Genomic DNA, 22,343 nt, shown 5'->3' with positions numbered 1-22,343 from the left:
ACATGGCACCTGTATCAATCTTTGGTATGTTTATAAACGAATACCTAGGTTATGAGCTGTTTGATTCGAAACCCCAAGACTACGCGCGATATCGCTCAAGCTCGATAACATACTACTTGTTTTGCTATCAGGGTTTTCATTCATCATTTTACCAATTAAGGCACTTATACTAAGGTTTCTAACGTCCTCAGATGAAATACCAAACTGATCAATAAAACTTGCAAATTGATCTTTAAAGCTGCTTCCATCTTCGCTATCAAAGAAATGATTTTTGATATCGCTGATTATTTCGCTATTGTTAACCACCTTATCAACCTGCTTACCTTGTGTAATTGATCCTACAATCTTATCAAAGAACATTGTTTCACCACCAACGATATCGATATTCGCAGCTTTCAGTGCTTCCGCAATAACATTAGCCTGAGCATCTGCTATATCTTTCTGAATATTGATTCGAGCCAACTCCAGCTCTTTCTGCATATCCAATTTCAACTTGAATTCTTCGTGGTCTCGTCCAACATCATCAAGCTTCTTCATGGCCATACCTTTTTCTTCGATACCTTTGGCCTCGACGCTGTAACGCTCATCAAGCACTTTATTCTCAGCTTGTCCTTTTTCTTCAGCCGCAACTGCTTTCGCCTTTATAACATCAGCCTCTGCTTCACCAACATTCTTAGTTGCTTCAGCCTCTGCTGCCGCTCTGGCTTTGGTTCCTTTGGCTTCAGCCTCTGCTTTTACCTCTAAGACCTTAGCTTCGTTAATTCCTTGTTTTTCAAGGGCATCAGCCTTAGCCTCTATTACCTGAGCCTCTGCAACACCAAGTGCCGCCGCTTCTGCCGCTTTAGCTTCAGCTAAAATTTTAGTTGCCTCGGCTTGTTTACCCGCGGCTTCGTACTGAGCTTCGGCTTGTATAATTTGTGTTTTAGCATTGTGTTCTGCTGCATTTTTAGCTGCTTCCGCTGACTTTATCTCTTTAACGAAAGCCTCTTCAGCATCCATTTCAGCATTGGTAATCGCCACTTTCTTCGCTCGATCAGCCGTCGCAAACTCCTGCGTATCTTTTATCTTCTCCTGTTCAGCTACAGTTGCTTTTTCTACTTCCACACGCTCACGAATCACTTCCTGAATTTGCTTCTTCTCAATTTCTACTTCTTTTTCTTTTGAGATCTGAGCCAGTGTCACCACTTTTTCACGTTCAGTTTGCTTCAAGGCACGCTCCTGTTCAACTGCTTCCGTCTCTACAGCTTCCACGCGTTCGCGATTTTTCTCAGCGATAACAATCTGACGCTCCTTATTTTTCTCAGCAACAGCCACTTCTTCTTCAGTAATTATGCGTGCTTTTTCAGCAATTAATCGTTGCTCTTCAGCTACCTTCTTAATCTCAGCTTCCTGACGATCTTTAATATTAGCAACCTCACGTTTTTGGTTTTCTTCCGTTTCGGCTAACTGACGTTCAAGCTCAAGTACTGTTTCACGTGCTTCAACATCTTGCTTAGTAATTGTCTTCTGCTTATCTCTCTCAATCTGATTCGATAATATTTTTTGAGCGGCTGTTAGTTCAACAATTTTCTTAATACCCTCTGCATCAAGAATATTATTTTCAGATAAAGATTCAAGCGGTGTCTGCTCCAGGAAGTCAATGGCACAATCATCCAAAATGTATCCATTCAAATCCGTACCAATGATATTTAAAATCTCATGCTTAAACTTCTCACGCGAATTGTACAAGGAAACAAAGTCGAATTGCTTACCCACCGTTTTTAATGCTTCCGAAAATTTAGCGTCAAATAACTCAACTAGGGCTCTTTGGTCAGATGCTCGAACACAACCTATTGACTGAGCAACCTGAATAACATCTTCTGAGGTTTTATTTACACGAACAAAAAAGGCCACTTTAATATCTGCACGCATATTATCCATACAAATAAGGCCATCCTTGCCCATACGCTCAATCACAACGGTTTTAAGCGTGATGTCCATAATCTCCATTTTATGAAAAATGGGTATTACAAACAAACCAGAAAAAGAGACTTTAGCTCCACCAAAACCAGTTTTTACCAAGGCTTGACCTTGGGTGGCTTTACGAAAAGTCTTTATAATTAGAGCCAAGGTTCCAATTACGACAAATACAATTAATAATACTGTAGCAATACTTAATGATTGAATAATTTCCATTTGTTATATTTTATAGGGTTCTACTAAGTAACATTTCTTTTCAGGTATGTATTCTATTATTAAAGCGGTTTGACCTTTGTCGAGCTTTACACTTTCATCTTTGGTTAAGATGTTTACACGGTAAATATTGCCTTCACGCTTTATTTCTGCCTGTCCAAATTTATTATGGCAAGCCGTCATTAAAACTGTGCAAATCTTACCTACATATTTAAAACTATCATCGTCGTTCTTCTTCATTTTAGCGAAAAGAGCTGCAATGGGAGTAGTTAATACTTTAGAGGCTAATACACTTACAATTAAATTGGGGATAAGAGCGATCAATGAAATCAAGAAGGAACTATTGTGAAATACATGGTTAAACAGGATTGATATAAACCACATGGGAATTATCAGGAAACTTAACCACACCATAAAGGGTATTCTGCCTAGGTTGAAGAAGATTAGTATGGAATTGAGAAAGGCAGCGGATCCGACACCATCGGTGTCGACATCTGCATCTGTATCAAGGTCAGTATCTACATCTACGTCCGCATCAATGTCAACATCGGTATCAACGTCTACATCAAGAAAATCCATATCCATGGCACCAATGATGACAAAAATCCAATAAACCAATATCAATAGTAATAAAACAGTGGGTATAATATTCACCCCTGAAAACGCAGCTTCAAATAGTTCCTTCATGAATAAGGATTTAAGGTTAGGTAATAGCTTGTCTTACTATATTTAAGCCTTTGCTATAATATGGCAAGACGTATATTAAAAAAGAGCTTAATACAATTATTTGCATTAAGCTCTTTATCGTTTATTCTTCTTTATTCATACCCAATTTTTCTTTCAACTTAGCCAATGATTCAGAAGCTTCAGCCTTATTTTCTCCACCAAGAGCTGAATTTATTTCATCATCCAAGCTTTTTGACTCATTGGCAATATCACCATACGCCTCAGACAGAGCTTCCTCCTGGTTCACTTTCTCCTTCATTTTTTCGAGCATACTTATTGTACTACCCGAATCAATCTGAGCCATTTGCTTATTAATATTCTTAGTTGCCTTGCTAACTTTTACACGAGCTTTAAGCGTACGTAACTCATTCTCGTAAGTACTAATTTGCGAACGTAAGCTTTTAATATTCTTATCTAACTGCGCAATGTTCTGATCAAACTTATCAACTTCCTTTTGCTTCTCACCAGCAAATGTAACACACTCTTCTTTTTTACTTAAAGCTTCAGTTGCTAATCGATCAGCTTCATCAGCCGAAATACTACCATTCTCAGCTTTTTTCAATAAAAGAATGGCTTTGCTCTCATAATCTTTAGCACGATTGCGATTTGTTTCTAAATCATTCTTCGAACGAATGGCCAATGCCTTTACTTCTGCAAACGCTTTCAAACTTTCATCTAAATGCTTTTTCAAATCCCTGATACCTTGTTCGGTCATTTTAATGGGATCTTCTAATTTATCAACTGCTGAGTGAGCTTCCGCTGTACCTATCTTGAATAATCTACTAAATACGTTCATAACATTAATTTTTTGAGGACAACTTAATTATTTCTTCCGCATACTCACTCAGCAATAAACTAAGTGAGTTAATCGAGCCTTCCAGCTCATTCAAATCCAGATTCTCTATCTGCAGTGTATCCCTGAATATCACCTTTGTACCAGTTTCGTCGAGAACAAAAGCGCCGTGAACAATGTCACGATTCTTCATCAAAAGTTGTTTAAATACACGCAAACTATCTGCTTCCATTTGAAAAATAAACTGCTCCATAATAAGCAGAGGGTCGGCACAACCAAGAACCAAATTCATTATTCCTTCATCTTCCTTATTCACAACAAGCACTCCATCTTCAACTTGTTCGGTGATGATTTCACAATTTAGTTCTAACAGGTAATTTTTTACTTTTTCAAAATGATTTTCCATTGTTGGCTTCTTTAAACAATTTTTTCAGGATTTGAATTTAGAAAATTTTCTCTTTTCATAAAGCATCAATTGTTAATTTATAATTATTATATGTTTGTGTTAAATTTATTAGCAATAGTCATTTTATTTTTCTTATTTTGACAACTACAATAGCAAATATAGAATAATATTTTATTTCTGCCAATTAAATTAGCATTATTTATGAGTTTTTTTGGAAAAAATATACGGAAGATTCGTTCGATACGAAAAATAAGCCAGACTGAATTCGCCAATATCTTTGATTTATCAAGGGCTAGCGTGGGTTCATACGAAGAAGGTAGAGCTGAACCAAAACTGGAACTGATTAATAATGTAGCTAAACATTTTAGCATCACTATTGACGAACTCATAAATAAAGAACTTACGGTAAATGATTTATACCATTTCGACGTAGGCAACGAACCCGTTTTTAAGAGCCCTGTTAAGCAAAAATTAGAAATTAGAAAAATCCCGTATTCACACTCCAGTGAATTAATTAAAAAAAGTATTAAACAACTCTTAGGTTCGACATCACTTCTACATATACCTATTCCACCGCATAGCCAAGATAACATTGCCATTAGCATTGACAAGGTTCATTTCAAAACAAGCCCTGAAATATTCGAAAACAATACAAGCATCATTATTTGTACCGACACAAATACAATTAACACTCAACAATATTATCTAATAAAAACAAAAAACGCTATTTATATTAGCAAGCTAAATATATTAGCAAACGAACGTCTACATTTAACAGAAATCGATTCAGAATTACATATCATCAATAAAAATGAAATAGAATATTGCTATCCAATAATCCAATATATTGGCACAACACCGAGCATATCTAATGATGAGAAGCTATTAAAGCTTGAAAAACAAATTCAGCAATTAATCCAAAGAACCCTATAATAAGCAACATGCAAGAGACCTTACAATACCTAAAAGCTTCACTTGACGATTTTATCTTATCCAATTCCGAAAAAAAAGCACTCAAGTCAGTTCTTTCTGATAAACAATTAAAAAAGAATGACCTTAATCGATTGCGTAGCGAGATATTTAAAATGACAAGAGAAGAACTCTCTGATCACAAATCACTACAATTACTTAATTGGCTGGAGCAAGCCAATAAGTTGCTACTGCCCAAAGAAGAGTCACAATCCAATTTCAAATCCTACTTTAGTCCGGGTAACGACTGCCAGCAAGCCATTTGCAATGAAATATCCTACGCATGCAGAAGCATCGACATATGCGTATTTACAATAAGTGATAATGTAATTCGTGATAAAATTGTTTATGCCATTTCCAAGGGCATTAAAGTTAGAATAATAACCGACGATGATAAAACCATGGATATGGGATCGGATATTGACTATCTGCACAAAAAGGGAGCCATCATAAAGACAGATAATACCAGCTACCACATGCACAATAAGTTTGCTATATTTGATGAGGCAACATTAATCACAGGTAGCTATAACTGGACACGAAGTGCAGCAGAACACAATCAGGAAAACATTATTGTTACTAACGAGCAGCAACTAATAGTACAGTTCAGAAAGGAATTTGAACGATTGTGGAAACATATGCTTCCATTTGAATAAAAATAAAACCATTATTAATTAGACAATCCGAAAAACATGCAAAAAAAATTAGTCGTTATTTTAATCGCAGCATTAGCTGGCTTGGTCATTGGATATTTACTTTTTGGTAAGATAGGTGGCGAATATATTGACATTTCTGACATATTCAGTAGTGCGGGTGGTAAACTTGGCTCTTTCGCCCGTAAAGCTACTGGTATAGCTAAAATCAGAACCAACATTCTACTTACTGGTGGAGCTGGTGCTGTACTTGGAGTAATCTATACTTTTGTTAAAAAGAAATAAAAAAAGTTGTATATTGGCAATGGCTTTTGCCCGTAATCATCCCTAGCAATCAATTCCATCACAGCTGCTATCGGGTGTGATCGGACAGAAGCCTTTTTTTTGATTCTAAAAATAAACCCTTCTTTTACTTATAATCTTATCTACTTAGCATCTATATTCATCATTTTTTGATATTTTTACGGCTCCATTCAAAAAAAATCAAAAGTGACGAAAACTGACTCTCAATTTGACCACGTAATATCAATTTGTAAAGACATCTTTGAAAAGAAAATGCGTGATTACGGTACTGCGTGGAGAATACTAAGGTCGTCGAGTATGACAGACCAGATCTACATCAAGGCGCAACGCATAAGAAGCATTGAAACAAAAGGAATATCAAAAGTTGACGAAGGCGTTCGATCTGAATTCATTGGCATCATTAATTACGCAGCCATGGCTTTGGTTCAGCTGGAACTAAAACCAGCTGACGAACCAGAGATGAACCAAGACGAAGCTCTAAAGCTTTACCTTGAAAAAATATATGGCTCAAAGGCATTAATGGAAGATAAAAACCATGATTATGACGAAGCCTGGCGGAAAATGCGCGTTAGTTCTTTCACCGATTTAATTTTGATGAAGCTTCATCGCACAAAACAAATTGAGGACAACCAAGGAAAAACGATCATCTCAGAAGGAATTGATGCCAACTATATGGACATCATCAATTACGCCATTTTTGCGATGATTAAATTGGAATTTCCAAACGATGAGGATAATCAATAAAAAATAGATTACTATGCTTAATATTATTTGTAGAGTTATTCTGGGTATCGTCTTTGTGTTTTCGGGCTTCGTAAAAGCCGTTGATCCGCAAGGTAGTGCCATTAAAATTGCGGAATACCTCGAAATAATTGGCTTGCATAATTTTGAAACACCTGGTTTAATATTAGCAATAGTATTATCGACGCTTGAATTTGCCATCGGTTTCCTCCTTCTGTTTAATCTAAATATTAAGAAGATTTCTCCTTTGGCTTTTGTGTTTATGGCATTTTTTACAATACTAACTCTTTATAGTGCTATATATGCGCCTGTTAGTGACTGTGGTTGTTTTGGCGATGCAGTTAAGCTTACTAATTGGGAAACTTTCTTTAAAAACCTCTTCTTACTTCCGCTAAGTTTTTACATTTATAAAAAACGTAATAGAAATGCCTCTTCCCTATCAGCATTAAAACAAAATATTGGAAGCATAATCAGTATTCTTTTCATTGTTGGTATTTCAGTCAATTCGATTCAGCACCTGCCTTTATTAGATTTCAGACCATACAAAGTAGGAACCAACATTGAACAAGGGATGAGCATTCCGGAAGGAGCGCCTGAAACGGTTTACGAAACCAGTTTCATTCTTGAGAAAGATGGAGAGAAAAAAGAATTTGATGAGCACAACTACCCATATAATGATACTACCTGGGTGTTTGTTGAAGCAAAAACGAAAGTGGTGAAAGAAGGCTATCAAGCCCCTATTCAAAACTTCATATTACAATCAGAGGATGGCCTCGATATAAGTTCAGACCTTATCAAGCACGATAAACCGGTGTATTTACTTATTACTCCAAAAATTGAAAAAGCTTCTGAAGAATCAATTGAGCATTTGAAAGCAGTGCATAAATTATGCATGGAAAAGAACTTCCTTTTTTATGTTGCAACAGCATCTCTGCCCGAAGACTATTACAGTTTTGATTCGAAGCACTCGTGTGGATTTGAATACATCAACGCCGACGAAACATTATTAAAAACAATATGCAGAGGTAATCCTGGATTAGTTATACTTTATAAGGGAACCATTATAGCAAAATACATGCACAGTGATATTCCAAGTATTAATGATTTAGACAATACACTTTCACATTCTATTAAATCATTAAAGAGTAGCAAGGACCAATGGATAGTTTTATTCTGGGCCTTGGCATTGCTTGGTATTATAGTGTTACTATATCGAATTAAATAAACTTTAAAATTACAATTGATGAGACAAAACATTGTTGCTGGGAACTGGAAAATGAACAACACCCTGGAAGAGGGAATTACTTTAGCCAAAGAAGTGAACGCTATTTTAGTGGCAAACAAGCCAAATTGCAAAGTGGTACTAGGAACGCCATTTATCCATATTACAGAGGCTGTAAAAGCTGTTGATAGCAGTGTAGTTGGAATTGCAGCTCAAAACTGCGCAGATAAAGTAAGTGGTGCATACACAGGTGAGATTTCTGCCGCTATGGTAAAATCTACAGGAGCTCAATATGTGATTCTTGGTCACTCAGAGCGTAGAGCTTATTACGGTGAAACCAATGCTTCTCTTAAAGAAAAAACGGACTTAGCTTTAGCTAACGACCTAACACCTATCTTCTGTATTGGCGAAGTACTAGAAGAGCGTGAAGCTGAAAAACATTTTGATGTTGTTAAAACTCAAATCGAAGAAGCTTTATTCCACCTAAGTGCTGATGCATTTAGCAAGGTTGTTTTGGCTTACGAACCAGTGTGGGCCATCGGAACAGGTAAAACGGCATCTCCTGAACAAGCACAGGAAATTCACGCTTTTATTCGTCAGACATTAGCTGACAAATATGGTGCGGAAGTTGCCGATAACACGAGCATTCTATATGGTGGTAGTTGTAAAGCTTCTAATGCCAAAGAATTATTTTCAAACCCTGATGTTGATGGTGGTTTAATTGGTGGAGCTTCGCTTAAGGCAGAAGACTTTCATGGAATTATTGCTGCTTTTTAAGCTGTTGTAAACAAATTAAACAAAGAGGTTATTCGACGAATAACCTCTTTGTGTATAATCTCATTTCTTTTAATCTGAAAAAACCGACTTTTTATCAAATTCATTCTATCATTAACATTGGAATTCAGCTAGCATTCCTATATTTACAGCACAGTAATGACCCAGAATGAGACGAAGTAAGACTATTAATATAGCGTTATACTTTTATAAAATCCTATTTCTGTTTTTAGCAATTATAATGTCGCCTAAGACATTTTCGCTAAATACGGATATAAATTTCCAATCCTTTAATGTAAAACATGGATTATCTCATGGTTCATGCACAGCCGTAATACAAGATAGCGAAGGTTATATATGGATAGCAACCTACAATGGTCTTAATCGATTCGATGGGTACGAATTTAAAGAATTCAGGTATCAGGCTAATGATTCAAGCTCACTAAGTCATAATGGTGTTCAATCTCTCATACTCGACCAAAACCAACAGCTTTGGGTTGGAACCAACAATGGTATTAACCTTTATGATTCTAAAACCGAAACATTTGAGCGTTTTCTAACCAATGATGGTGATATATTAAATGCTGTCTACAGCATGAGTTTATCCGCTGATGGATCGATATGGTGTGGCACATGGGGACAAGGTCTGGTCGTAATTAATCCGATCACAAAAGAAACCCGTTCTATAGATTTATCTGAATATGACTTTTTAAATTCAAGTAGCAATTTAATCCGACAAGTCATGTGTGACTCTTCTGGAGATGTATGGATTTGCACTTGGGGTAATGGTTTGCTTCAACTAAACCCCAACAACCTTGAAATTCATCAATATTGCAATAGTGAAAAAAACAATTTACTTGCCAGCAACTATACCTGGAGCATTATTGAAAAAAACGAAGCGGAATTCTACTTTGGAACGGCCATGGGTGGACTTCACAAACTAAATAAATCAACAGGTTTAATAAGTGAAGTAAGCTCGAAACTAACTGAGCGCATTAGAACAGCTGATGTCAACACCTTGGCACTTGACAATAAAGGAGATATATGGGTAGGTACCTATGGCGATGGCCTATTTATAGTTTCAGAAAACAATGATGCAGTTAAAACATTTACTTACAGGAGCAAAGATCCTAACTCAATAAGTAATAATCGCATCACAGATTTCTTTTTCTCAAAGCAAAGCAACATTATATGGGTAGCAAGCTCAGATGGGATTAACCTCATTGATCCCATGCTTCAAAAATTCAGACTGATTGCTGATGATGAATTCCCAGCCGATGCACTAAGTGCTGAATGCCATTCATTTCTACTCTCAAAAAATGATGAACTCATAATTAGCACATGGGGAAACGGTCTTTTATATTTCGATCTGAACAATCATACCTTTAAAGACAAATCAATTAAATACCCTGAAATTAGCGACAGTCATGTTTTTGATATACTGCAAAAAAACAATAAAATATATGCAGGTACGCGCTATGGCTTAAATATTATCGATAAAACTACAAATAGAATTAATCAACATATAGCAGAATACTCTGAAGAAGGTCGACTCGGCAGCAATTATATTCGTGATGTATTAATTGATTCAAAAAATCGCATTTGGTTAGGAACTGATGCAGGCATTGAAAGTTTTGATGAAGCAACAGGAAAATTTAATCTTTACAAACCATACCCTAACAGTAGTCCTGAAGTTTTAGAAAATTTAATTTGGACGATGGAAGAAGATTCCAATGGAAATCTTTGGCTTGCATCGGCAGGTGGCGGGATATCTGAATTTAATCCGGATACAAAAGAATTTTTAAACCTATACAAACATGAATCAAATAATAAAGAGTCCATCGCAAGCAATCGCATAGTATCTCTTAAAATTGATTCCAAAAATCGCTTTTGGATTGGCACAACCGAAGGGCTAATTCAAAAAAACGAGAACGGCACATTCACGAAGAAAATTAGTCTTGAAGATGGATTACACAACGACGTGATTTTCGCCATAGAAGAAGACAACAATGGTGACATCTGGTTTACAACTGCTAAATCTCTGGTTCGTTTTAAACCTAATACGAATGAATTTTTTGAATTCTTTTATTCAGATGGCATCCAGGAAAAGGAATTCTACATGGAATCATCTCTAAAGCTTGACGATGACCGACTTATTTTTGGTGGGCTTGGAGGCTTTAATATTTTTCATCCGGATAGTATTAAATACAATACTATTGCACCTAAAGTAGTATTGACCAAATTGAAGATATTTAATCAAGATATAAACGAATACCAAGAAGATAAAAAAATAACCTTTTTAAAAGGAGCCCTCAATCATAGCACTAAAATAACGCTTGGGTATCAAGACAATTCACTTTCGTTTACTTTTGCGGCATTAAATTATTCTCATTCTGAAAAAAACAAATACCAATACAGGTTAATAAACTTTGATTCTGATTGGATATACAATGGCAATAACCGAACTGCCACCTATACGAATCTGCCTCCTGGCGAATACACTTTTGAAGTTAAAGCAGCCAATAATGATGGCTTATGGTCAGATGAAAGCAAAACACTTAACATCGTTATAAAGCCACCTTTCTATTTAACTCCCTGGTTCAAGATTACTGTTGCCTTGCTCCTGCTCGTAACCATTGTTTTATATATGCGCTTGCGAACCAGACAACTAAAAAATCAGAAAAAACGACTAGAGAAGCAGGTAAAATTAAAAACTCAGAATCTAAGTCAAGCCTATAAGACTCTGGAAGATAGGCAAGAAGAAATTAAAGCTCAGAATGAGGAAATACTGATACAGAAGGAAGAAATAGACATTCACCGTCATAATCTGGAGGAACTGGTAATTCAGCGCACAGCAGATTTAGAAATTGCTAAGAATAAAGCTGAAGAATCGGAAAAACTTAAATCTGCCTTTTTAGCAAACATCAGTCACGAAATACGAACACCAATGAATGCCATTATTGGTTTTTCTTCCTTACTTGAAACGCCTGATCTTGAATCAGAAGAACAAGAACGTTTTATTTCGCACATTAGAAACAACAGTGAAACTTTATTAATTTTAATCGATGACATTCTTGATCTGAGTAGAATCGAATCAGGCACCCTTCACATCAAAAAAACCGATTTCAATATTTATGATTTGATAGAGAAAATATCAAACCAATACAAAGAACGCATTGAAAATAAAGGCCTGGAATTCAGGCTAAATAAAAGCATGAGCAAAAGTGCTTATCAGGTATACAGCGATGCTTTGCGCATTGAGCAAATAACCAGGAACCTTCTTGAAAATGCCTTAAAATTCACTGAAAAAGGACATATTAAAATTGGTATCACCACTCACTTTGAAAAAAATAAAGAATATCTGAAAATATACATTAAAGATACCGGAATTGGCATACCCAAAAACAAAACCAAAGCTATCTTTGATACCTTCAGAAAACTAGAAAACAATCAACTTCAACGTCTTTACGATGGTACTGGTCTAGGCCTCTCAATTTGTAAGAATTTGATAAAACTATTAGGTGGTAAAATTTGGGTTGAGTCGATTGAATACAAACAATCCATATTCTTTTTTACAATCCCCCTTAAGAAAGACAATTAATAGCTTTAAAATCCAAAAGGTTCTTCAACTTTTCGGCTTTTTGATTTTTAAATATACTTACTCAAAACCTCAATGATCATTGGTTTTAATTACTTTTGTAAAAAAAAATGCAATATACAAAAGTAAGTGTCAATGTATCGCCAGCTAACGAAATTGCCAATGACTTATTAATGGCTCAAATGGGTGAACTGGGTTTTGAAAGCTTCTGTGAAAGTGAAACTGGTTTTGACGCTTTTATTCCATCGGCTGACTACGATGCCACAACATTAAAGCAATTAAATTTACCTTTTGAAGGTACATCGCTAAGTTTTCAGACAGAAACGATTGCCGATCAAAACTGGAACAAAGTGTGGGAAGAAAACTACTTTCAACCAATTGCCATAGGTAAAGACTGTTTGGTTAGAAGCACATTTCACAAGCCGATTGAAGATGTTAAATACGAAATATTGATCGATCCAAAGATGGCTTTTGGCACAGGACATCACTCAACTACCAGCTTGATGCTTCAACACATACTTGAAACGGATGTGAAAAATAAAACAGTTCTCGACATGGGATGTGGCACTGCAATATTAGGTATGTTGTGTTCAATGAAGGGCAGCAAATCAATATTAGGAATCGACATTGATGAATGGGCGTATAACAATGCACTTGAGAACATTGGCCTCAATAACATTTCTAATATGCAAATTCAATTGGGAGGATCAGAACTGTTAAATGAAACAAAATTCGACATTATACTTGCCAACATTAATCGTAACATACTACTAGATAATCTTCAACACTATTCGAAGGTTTTAAATTCAGATGGCACTTTGTTCTTGAGCGGCTTCTATACCGAAGATTTACCAGTTATAAATGCCGAAACCGAAAAACAAGGATTAAAATACATTTCGCATAAAACAGATAACAATTGGGTGGCTGCCACGTATAAACTTTCCGAGTAGTGAATTGTCACTAATTTGTTTAGATGAAGTTTTTGAAATTTAAAAGTCTATGATTAAATATTTACTCGCTCTTACATGCTGTATATTAATACAGCTTTCTTCCACAGCTCAAACAAAAAAGTTCTCTGGTTCACCAGATACTTTCATTGAGGAATTAGATGAAATATTTAAGATATCAGCAGATAAAAAAGCCTCTAAACAATTTATTGAAGAAGTTGAACTTTTTTGGATGGATCCGAATACATCGGATAAATTGAAAGAATTGATTATTGAAACATGCACTCAATTAGCCGTTAAAAAAGCAAGATCCTATCCTGATTATCATACCTACCTAACAACCATTATGACTTTTAAAAGCAAAGGTCACATGGACGAAAGCTTTACTAATTGGCATACCACGGTATCCAAATTATTGAACACACCCCGATTTGCATTAAGGCATGTTAAAAAATTCCTAAGCCAAAGTCAGGATTTAATTGCAACTAACACCATATTTTCAACGCCTGCTGTTAAATGGAAAAGCCATAGTAACGACTATAAATATGAATATGAAGGCGACGAACTAATTATTAATTTTCCTTCAACTACCAATATTGTTTGTCATTCAAAAAAGGACAGCATCATAATCTACGATACAAAAGGTAAGTTTTATCCTTTAAAGGAAATATGGGAAGGTGAAATGGGAAAAGTCACCTGGGAGCGCTGCGATTTTGACCCAACAATGGTATATGCCACTTTTCAGAACTATTCGGTAAAAATGGATAAACCAGAGTTGAGTATTGATACTGTAGAATTCTACAATCGACATTACTTCGACAAACCGCTAAAAGGTAAGTTGACACACAAAGTAATGAAGATACAAACAGCCGAAGGAACCATTTACCCCAAATTCATAACTAACGATGAACGCTTTGAAATAAAAAAGATACATCCCAATATCGATTACGAAGGTGGTTTTGCACAGAATGGGGCTAAATTCCTTGGGGCTGGTAACCCCGATAACCCCGCAACCATTACCATATCTCGCAACGACACCGTTTTTGTTACTGCTAGCTCCTTGTATTTCGCGCTTCGAAAAGACCAGATTTTAAGTACAGATACTGAGATAAAAATTAAGTTGGATACAGCATTCGTCTATCATCCAGGCCTTATTTTCAGATACATGGCCGACCTAAATGAGCTACACCTCATCCGCAATGGTGAAGGTCTTGCCATTAGTCCCTACTTCAACACCTTTCACAATGTTAGTATGGACGTTGAGTTGATACGCTGGAATCTGGATAGCCAGTGGATGGATTTAGAGATGTTAAGTGGTGCTGCCCAAAATCAGGCTTTCTTCGAATCCTTAAGTTATTTTCGTGAAGAATTTTATAACCGCTTGCAAGGTATGGATGCCATTCATCCTTTACAAGGCCTGAAAAACACAAGTAAATACTTCCATGGACGACCATTTACTGCTGCTGAATATGCACGTCACATTGGGCTGCCAGAAAGCCCGATTCGACAACAGGTAATTGAACTATCGTTTTATGGCTTTGTCGGTTATAATGTTAACACCGATGAAATAACCATTCGCCAGCGATTACTCGATTACATACAATTTCGTTTGGGTAAAAAAGATTTTGATGTAATTCGTTTTAACTCGATAACGCCCGGTGAAATAATGAATGCCCGACTTGATTTAAAAAACTATGATTTAAATCTGAATGGCGTTGAATCCATCTCAATTTGCGATCATCAAAATGTTGTTTTCTTCCCGCGCAACAAACAAATCATCCTGAAGGAAAATCGAAACTTTACCTTTAACGGAACCATTAATGCGGGGATGTTAAATTTGTTTGGTGATGGCTTTAAGTTTTCGTACGAAGATTTTAAAATTGATATGAGTAATATCGACTCACTTCGTATGAAGGTACAATCAGGCGACCTTGACTACTTTGGACAACCAATTCTTAAACGTGTAGGAAATACGATAGCTCAACTATCAGGCTCGTTAAAAATTGATGAACCAGGCAATAAATCTGGAGCAAAACGCAACCCTCACTTCCCTATCTTAACCAGTGAGATTGAATCGTATGTTTACTTCGATCATAAAGAAATTCAAAATGGATCGTACAAAAAAGAAGAGTTTTTCTTTACTCTTGATCCTTTTGAAATGGACAGCATTAACACGCTTTCGCGACAAAACTTTGATTTCGCCGGATTGTTTGAATCAAACATCTTCCCAACATTCCGCGAAAACCTAACAATTCGCCCCGATTACTCACTTGGGTTTAAACGCGATACACCTGAAGAAGGCTACCCTATATATGATAACAAAGCAACTTTTACTGCCGCCATTGACCTAAGCAATGCAGGTCTTAAAGGAGATGGTAAGCTGGAATATGTCACCTCTACCTCTTTATCTGAAGAGTTCACATTCTTGCCAGACAAAACACTTGGGCAGGCACACGAGTTTACAGTTGAAAAACGAATTGAAGGCACCAAATACCCTGATGTTCAAGGACAATTCATCGACATAGAATACCTCCCAGAACAAGAGCAGTTATATGCTCAAAGTTTGGAAGAGAATTTCGTGATGTACAACGAGGAGGCTCAATTGAAGGGTAAAGTCAAACTCACGCCTTATGGTTTAACCGGTGGAGGAACTTTCTACATGAATCATGCTAATCTATTGTCGCAAAAAATGGACTTTAGTGACCATTCTATGGTAGCCGATTCGTCCGACTTTAACTTGGTGGGAGCGGATATGGAAGGCGTTAGCTTCTCTACATCCAACCTAATATCGAGTATCGATTTCGAAACTCGACAAGGTACTTTCCAATCGCGTAGTGGTGGTAGCAAGGTTGACTTTACCGACAACCGATACATCTCATACATTAGCGAATTCTCATGGGATATGGATAAAAACGACATCTATATGGGGGCACGTGGATCAAAAGGTAACCGCTTTATATCAACCCACCGTCGCCAGGATTCCCTCTCATTCTATGTTCCAATGGCAAGGTACGATGTGGAGTTTAAAACCATTTACGCCGAAGAAGTCAAACAGATTGATGTCGGTGATGCCAATCTAATGTTGAATGATGGCTTCGTCACCATTCGAGAAGATGCGGCCATCGATCCTTTGGACAGTGTTAAGATTATTTTACAACAAGACTCTGCTTTTACCCATTCCATCTATGAGGCGCGGGTTAACATCAACGGAAAATATGCGTACAACGCTCGCGGTAAATTTGACTACTTTAATGGTGATGGTAAAAAATTAACCGTAGACATGCATTCCATCGAATTAGATGATGAAAAACAAACCGTTGCCGAAGGTAAAATCACGAGTCAGGAACTATTTACATTTGATTCGCACTTTGCCTATAAAGGAGATATTAAATTAGAAGCCCGACATGAATTGTTGAGTTTTAAAGGTGGCGCACAAATGCTGCATCGCTGTCCAAGCGGCCCTCAAACATACATTCGCTTCGAAGATAGAGTAGATCCGAGCAATGTGCGTATTCCAATTAATGAGGAGACTGAAAACTTTGAGTACAATCGTATTTACAAGGACTTTTTCATTACCAAGGATAGTACACACGTATATAGTTCATTCCTTGAAGACAGAGAAGACTATAGCGATGTTCCAATGTTAACGGGTGAAGGTTATTTGATTTATAACGACAAAAATAAATCCTTTGACATCGCCGCAGAATACAAACATGCCAACCCGGATTCCATTGGCAAACTTCTTCGGTTTAACGAGTCGGATTGTAACATTCTGGCCGAAGGCGAATTCGACATGGGTGTTAAACTTGACCAAGTAAAACTAAAGAATGTTGGTACTCTACTAGATGTTCGTGATGAAAATAAAATCACAGCCTCAACTATGATGGGCATAGATTTTTTCTTTAACGATGAAGCATTAGATTTATTCCACAGTAGCATTCTTAATTCAGATGCTAAAACATCGAAACTTAGTAAGGAAACCTTTGTAAAACGCATGAAGGAATGGAGCGGTGACAAACAGGCTAATAAATTGGAACAATTGCGTTCAAGCACTGGATTGACGGATCAGATTCCTTTGGAAATGCAACAAATGCTACTATTTAGTAACATTGATTTTGTTTGGAACTCAGAAAAACGCGCCTACATTGCTAATGGAGAAGCTGACCTGGCATTCATGAAGAATTATGTGATAAATAAAAAGGTGAAGCTACAGGCTGAAATAGTGAACAAACGAAGTGGAAACTCCTTCGACATGTACATTGAGTTTGATAACAATACCTGGGTGTATTTCACATACAAAAACAGTATGATGCAGACGCTATCGTCGAACAAACAATACAACAACCTGGTGCAAGCTCTCAAGTCCGATGAACGTAAACAAAAAGTTGGTTTAGGTGAAAAAGGATTCACCTTTATTCTATCACCCGAAAGTAAGAAAAAACGTTTCTTAAGTGGCTTTAAGAAGAAAGAGGCTCCTGCAGAAATCGCTAATTAATATATTAAAAATAATTGAGCTACAAGGATGACATCTTTCAATAAATCTTTTATAAAGATGTCATCCCTAAATTCAACACATAAACTAAGCTCGCTCAGTGAACGGATACTTTCCGAGTTTTTGGACACCCTCTTTTTATTTCGAAGCACACCTCATACATTTACGGCTCTCTGGCATCAAAACCAAACGCCCTGCTGGAATAGCACCTTTACAGGAAACGCAAACACCAAAATCAGCATCATTTAAACGTTGTAATGCTTCCTTTAAGTTCTTTAGTTTTCTTTCCGACTGGCGTAAGGCTGCATCATTTACACTTTTGTTATTGATGGCATCCATCCTACTAACCCGACCAATGGCATCATCAGGACTAATAGCTCCAGTTAATTCCTTAAGCGATTTTATTTTTCGTTCTACTGTTGCTATTTGCTTATGAATAAGAGTTTCTATTTCGGTTTTATTAATTTCCATCACTCAACATTTGGGATTAGAATTAAAGATAAGATAATCTACTTAATTCGGACTAATCCTCAATTCCCACAAATTGGAGAGTTAGAGTGTAACAGGTTTGATTTACATATGCCATCTTTTAACCGTTGCTAACTCAAAAAGCGCGTACGCTGGCATCGAATAGAAGATCAGCGCTATCACACGATTACATCGTTTAGTTTAATAAAAATAAAAACTAAACAACTAAAACAAAAGCTGCACTATTTCTAATGCAGCCTTCATTGATATTAGCTAATGCAATAGAACGCGATGCAATCGCGCACTAAAGGGGATTTATATTATCGAATATTTATAATTTAAAGACAATACAATAAGGGATATCATTTGAAAAACCACAAAAAAACCCGAAGCAATTCACTTCGGGTTCAAATAACTATCATTTATATTTTATTGACTAACTTCCAATACCTTTACTTCAAATTTCAATACTGTGTTTGGAGCAATTGGGGGGTTTCCTCCAGGACCATAAGCTAAACCCGAAGGTATATACAACATGGCTTTTTCTTTTAATCGCAACTTAGGTATGCCAATCTGCCACCCTTTAATTGTACTACTTAATCGAAAAGGAGTCTTATTAGTATCATCCTCATTGGTATCAAATACAACGTCATCCAAATACATTCCTTTATATCGAATAGTCATCGATGCATAATACGGTACTGTAGCACCGCTTGCCTGACTATCATCTAAAATGCGATAATATAAACCAGATGGGTCTTTAGTGGCATCCGTAATATTGTTTTCTTCAAAATGGATTTGTATTAATTCATCATCAATAGCTGCCTGCTTTACCGGGTCATGCGCTTCTTCTTCATCTTTATTACAAGCCGCCATCACTAATAAAACCATTGCTAACAATTGTACTTTCTTCATATAATGTATGCTTTTTATTTGCTACAAATATATAAGATCTCAGTTAAAAGCCTTTGATTTTAACATTCTTTCCAGTTTTTATATCCGTTTTGTTAATATCAATAATAAGATATAAAAAGAGGGTGTCCAAAAAGCAAAATCGCTCATCGAGCGAAGTCGAGATGAAATTTTAAATGTTGATTATCAGCAAATAATCACTTCGACTCCGCTCAGTGAACGCGTAGTTCTAATGTTTTCAGACACCCTCAAATATTTTTATTTTGACTTACTTCTTCTTATCCAAAATAGCTTCTATCTCATCCATAATGCCATTCATGGCTTCAATGGTTTTTTCAAAAGGTTCAGACTGTGTCATATCCACACCTGCCGTTTTAAGTATCTCAATCGGAAAATCCGATCCTCCAGCTGATATAAACTCCATATAACGCTCTTTAGCTCCTTTTTCGCCAGCTAACACTTTTGATGCCAACGCTTGAGAAGCTACAAACGAGGTACTGTACTGATAGACATAAAAACTCATGTAGAAATGAGGAATGGCTGCCCACTCAATGGCGATGTTATCTTCTACCTTACATACACCTTCTTCATGTCCATAATATTTACGAGTGATATCGCCATATAATTTTGTCAAACTCTGACCTGTTAATGGCACTCCTTTTTCCGCTTGCTCATGAATGGCCAATTCAAATTCGGCAAATTGCGTTTGACGGAATAAAGTACCTTTAAATCCATCCAACATACTCATCAATAACGATAGCCTCATATCATCGTCTTTCAACTTCTTCTGCATCATGTCGTTTAACAATACCTCGTTAAAAGTAGATGCCACCTCAGCTACAAACGTTGCATAGTTAGCCGTTGCAAAAGGTTGATTTTTATTCGAATAGTACGAATGCATTGTATGCCCCAACTCATGCGTTAAAGTACTAACCTCATTATATTGGTCGGTATAATTCATTAAAATGTAAGGATGCACATCGTAAGCACCTCCATTTGAATAAGCACCACTTCGTTTACCAGTATTAGGGTACACATCAATCCAACGCTTATCAAATGCCTCTTTTACAACAGATGTATATTCCTTACCCAATGGCTTAAGTGAAGTTAAAATTAAGTCTTGAGCTTCTTCGTAACTATATTTTAACTCTACACCTTTTACCGTTGGCGCATATAAATCGGAATACATTAAAGTATCAACACCCAACATACGTTTTTTAATAGCCAAATAGCGGTGAAAAGTTGGTAAATTATTGTTGACATTCTCAACCAAGGAGTGATAAACCTCAACCGGAATATTGTTAGGTTTCAACGAAGATTCTAAGGCTGAAGTATAGTTTCTTGATTTAGCACCAAAAATATCAACTTTTACATTTCCGTTTAACAACTCGCCATAAGTACCTTCAAAACGCTTATAATTATCCCAATAAACTTTTGTCACTTTTTGACGATCAGCTCTATTGGCTGAAGCTCGTTGAACACTAAAAGTAGTACGATTTAATTCAATTTCTTTACCATCGCTTAAGGTAACATTTTCCCATGGCATTTCGGCATTACTAAATACGCTAAAAGCTGAATTAGCAGCACCTGTAATCATACCTGTCTTAGCCATTATTGCTTCTTCCAAGGCCGATAAAGTATGCATTTTCATGCGTGATATGTCCTCTAACTGCATGCGGTAAATTTCCAACTTAGGCTCTTCTTTCAGAAACTTTTGAATGATTTCTTCAGGAATAGCTGCCATCTCAGGCGATACAAACGATGCCTTTTGACTATAGTTGATAAATACTTCACGTATTTTTTTTACACGCTGCATGTTTTCCTGATCGCGTAAATCCCAATCCGATTTCAATGAAGCATAAATGTATAGTTGATAACCTTCTTTCATCAACTCATCAGAAAAGGTCATGAAACTCAACATATCCGCTGCCGATGTTCCAATCTTACCTTGATACGATGAAATGGAATTCATCTTTTCAGCCATCTGATCAAGTGTTTCATTCCAAATCGCATCAGACGCGTAAAGATCAGTTACATCCCACTTGTATTTATCTTCGATTTCACTGCGTTCTTTTTGTGCCGAAACAGTATTTAACGCTCCTACAAAAAGAAGCATTAAAAGGGTTGTTTTAGTAAATTTTCTCATAAGTAAAGATTTTAAATTGTGTGTATTAAGGCGCAAAATAATCAATTCATCTAAATAAGCACATGACAAAAAGCAATCAACTATTAACATCATACTACTCATTACAATAATAATACAAGGTCCAGCGAAAGTAAAATCAATAGTATCATCAAATTAATCATATATGCTTCTAAAGATTTCATTATATTTGTGGCGATTTTAACAAATCGGACAGTTCGTAACCATCCTGTCGGTAAATAAAACTAGGACCTTGTAGCGTGCTACAATCATGTGTGTATTATTATGCGCGCACCTTAGTTTACCTTCTTTTTACAACTTTCCGATTCAACTCTAAGTAGTTAATTAACATGGATAAAGCCATAGTATTATTATCAGGTGGATTGGATTCAGCAGTTGCACTTTACCTTGCTAAACAAGAGGCAAAGGAAGTACATGCTATTTCGTTTGATTATGGTCAACGTCACGATCGTGAATTGCAAGCAGCCAAAGCAATCGCTGAAAAAGCTGAAGTAAAATCTCATCAAGTTGTGACCCTAAAACTGGATCAATGGGGCGGCTCATCGTTAACTGATAAAAGCATGCCGCTTGAAGATGGTGATGTAAACCGCGATGATATACCAGTTACCTATGTTCCGGCTCGCAACATGGTTTTTCTTTCGGTTGCAGCATCCTACGCCGAAGCCATTGATGCACAAAACATATTCATTGGAGTTAGTGAAGTTGATTATTCGGGCTATGTTGATTGTCGCCAAGAGTTTATTGATAGCATGGAAAAAGCCATCAACCTGGGAACGGTAATGGGCGCAGAGAAAAATCGCCCCATCAAAATTCATGCTCCCTTTGTAAATAAAACCAAAGCACAGGAAATTACCCTAGGGATGGACTTAGGTGTTGATTTTGGCCTAACATGGAGTTGCTACCGAGGTGATGAAAAACCATGTGGCACCTGCGATAGTTGTTTATTGCGAGCCAAAGCTTTTACCGAAGCTGGATACGAAGATAAAGCACTTAAATAAGAAGC

General features: G+C 36.6%; 17 protein-coding genes. 10 read left to right on the top strand and 7 right to left on the bottom strand.

The features are described 5' to 3' along the window. Positions 1-30 precede the first annotated feature (30 nt). From ACRD7B_RS08745 to ACRD7B_RS08730, 4 genes are all read right to left on the bottom strand, one after another. Complete coding sequence (locus ACRD7B_RS08745) at positions 31-2,175, bottom strand: hypothetical protein (protein ID WP_430824137.1); 2,145 nt, start codon at positions 2,173-2,175, stop codon at positions 31-33. Positions 2,176-2,178: 3 nt separating this feature from the next. After that, on the bottom strand, positions 2,179-2,859 hold the full coding sequence (locus ACRD7B_RS08740) for a hypothetical protein (protein ID WP_430824136.1): 681 nt from the start codon (positions 2,857-2,859) through the stop codon (positions 2,179-2,181). A 121-nt stretch (positions 2,860-2,980) separates the two neighbouring features. Then, positions 2,981-3,694 (bottom strand): PspA/IM30 family protein, encoded by a 714-nt coding sequence (locus tag ACRD7B_RS08735; protein WP_430824135.1) that lies wholly within the window; start codon positions 3,692-3,694, stop codon positions 2,981-2,983. 4 nt (positions 3,695-3,698) lie between these two features. After that, positions 3,699-4,097 carry a type III secretion system chaperone family protein gene (locus ACRD7B_RS08730; RefSeq protein ID WP_430824134.1) on the bottom strand — a complete coding sequence of 133 codons (399 nt, stop codon included), beginning with the start codon at positions 4,095-4,097 and terminating at the stop codon, positions 3,699-3,701. Between the two features lie 201 nt (positions 4,098-4,298). Here ACRD7B_RS08730 and ACRD7B_RS08725 point away from each other — a divergent pair, with 201 nt between their 5' ends. From ACRD7B_RS08725 to ACRD7B_RS08685, 9 genes are all read left to right on the top strand, one after another. Continuing rightward, complete coding sequence (locus tag ACRD7B_RS08725; protein WP_430824133.1) at positions 4,299-5,030, top strand: helix-turn-helix domain-containing protein; 732 nt, start codon at positions 4,299-4,301, stop codon at positions 5,028-5,030. 8 nt (positions 5,031-5,038) lie between these two features. Continuing rightward, positions 5,039-5,722, top strand: coding sequence for a phospholipase D-like domain-containing protein (locus ACRD7B_RS08720; protein WP_430824132.1), 684 nt, complete (start codon positions 5,039-5,041; stop codon positions 5,720-5,722). A gap of 36 nt (positions 5,723-5,758) precedes the next feature. Continuing rightward, on the top strand, positions 5,759-6,004 hold the full coding sequence (locus ACRD7B_RS08715) for a hypothetical protein (protein WP_430824131.1): 246 nt from the start codon (positions 5,759-5,761) through the stop codon (positions 6,002-6,004). A gap of 204 nt (positions 6,005-6,208) precedes the next feature. Next, a complete protein-coding gene (locus ACRD7B_RS08710; protein WP_430824130.1) occupies positions 6,209-6,766 on the top strand; it encodes a DUF1599 domain-containing protein in 558 nt (185 codons plus the stop codon). A gap of 13 nt (positions 6,767-6,779) precedes the next feature. Then, entirely contained in the window at positions 6,780-7,988 is a 1,209-nt protein-coding gene (locus tag ACRD7B_RS08705) for a BT_3928 family protein (RefSeq protein ID WP_430824129.1), read from the top strand. A gap of 18 nt (positions 7,989-8,006) precedes the next feature. After that, positions 8,007-8,762, top strand: a complete 756-nt coding sequence (tpiA, locus tag ACRD7B_RS08700) for a triose-phosphate isomerase (protein WP_430824128.1) — start codon at positions 8,007-8,009, stop codon at positions 8,760-8,762. Positions 8,763-8,928: 166 nt separating this feature from the next. Beyond that, entirely contained in the window at positions 8,929-12,360 is a 3,432-nt protein-coding gene (locus ACRD7B_RS08695) for a two-component regulator propeller domain-containing protein (RefSeq protein ID WP_430824127.1), read from the top strand. A gap of 107 nt (positions 12,361-12,467) precedes the next feature. Beyond that, a complete protein-coding gene (prmA, locus tag ACRD7B_RS08690; RefSeq protein WP_430824126.1) occupies positions 12,468-13,307 on the top strand; it encodes a 50S ribosomal protein L11 methyltransferase in 840 nt (279 codons plus the stop codon). Between the two features lie 49 nt (positions 13,308-13,356). Continuing rightward, the gene (locus ACRD7B_RS08685; RefSeq protein WP_430824125.1) at positions 13,357-17,799 is read left to right on the top strand and encodes a hypothetical protein; all 4,443 of its coding nucleotides are present in this window, start codon (positions 13,357-13,359) and stop codon (positions 17,797-17,799) included. A gap of 135 nt (positions 17,800-17,934) precedes the next feature. Here ACRD7B_RS08685 and ACRD7B_RS08680 read toward each other — a convergent pair whose 3' ends face one another. The 3 genes from ACRD7B_RS08680 to pepF form a co-directional block, all read right to left on the bottom strand. Continuing rightward, positions 17,935-18,267, bottom strand: coding sequence for a TraR/DksA family transcriptional regulator (locus ACRD7B_RS08680; RefSeq protein ID WP_430824124.1), 333 nt, complete (start codon positions 18,265-18,267; stop codon positions 17,935-17,937). A gap of 426 nt (positions 18,268-18,693) precedes the next feature. Further along, entirely contained in the window at positions 18,694-19,179 is a 486-nt protein-coding gene (locus tag ACRD7B_RS08675; protein ID WP_430824123.1) for an FKBP-type peptidyl-prolyl cis-trans isomerase, read from the bottom strand. Between the two features lie 265 nt (positions 19,180-19,444). Beyond that, positions 19,445-21,322, bottom strand: a complete 1,878-nt coding sequence (gene pepF, locus ACRD7B_RS08670; protein ID WP_430824122.1) for an oligoendopeptidase F — start codon at positions 21,320-21,322, stop codon at positions 19,445-19,447. Between the two features lie 347 nt (positions 21,323-21,669). On the opposite strand from pepF, the gene queC reads away from it, so the two are divergent. Beyond that, complete coding sequence (gene queC / locus ACRD7B_RS08665) at positions 21,670-22,338, top strand: 7-cyano-7-deazaguanine synthase QueC (protein ID WP_430824121.1); 669 nt, start codon at positions 21,670-21,672, stop codon at positions 22,336-22,338. The last annotated feature ends 5 nt before the right edge of the window (positions 22,339-22,343 follow it).

The organism is Carboxylicivirga fragile (genome assembly GCF_050589805.1).
In the GTDB taxonomy this organism is placed as follows: domain Bacteria; phylum Bacteroidota; class Bacteroidia; order Bacteroidales; family Marinilabiliaceae; genus Carboxylicivirga; species Carboxylicivirga fragile.
This window is presented reverse-complemented; position numbering and strand designations above follow the sequence as displayed.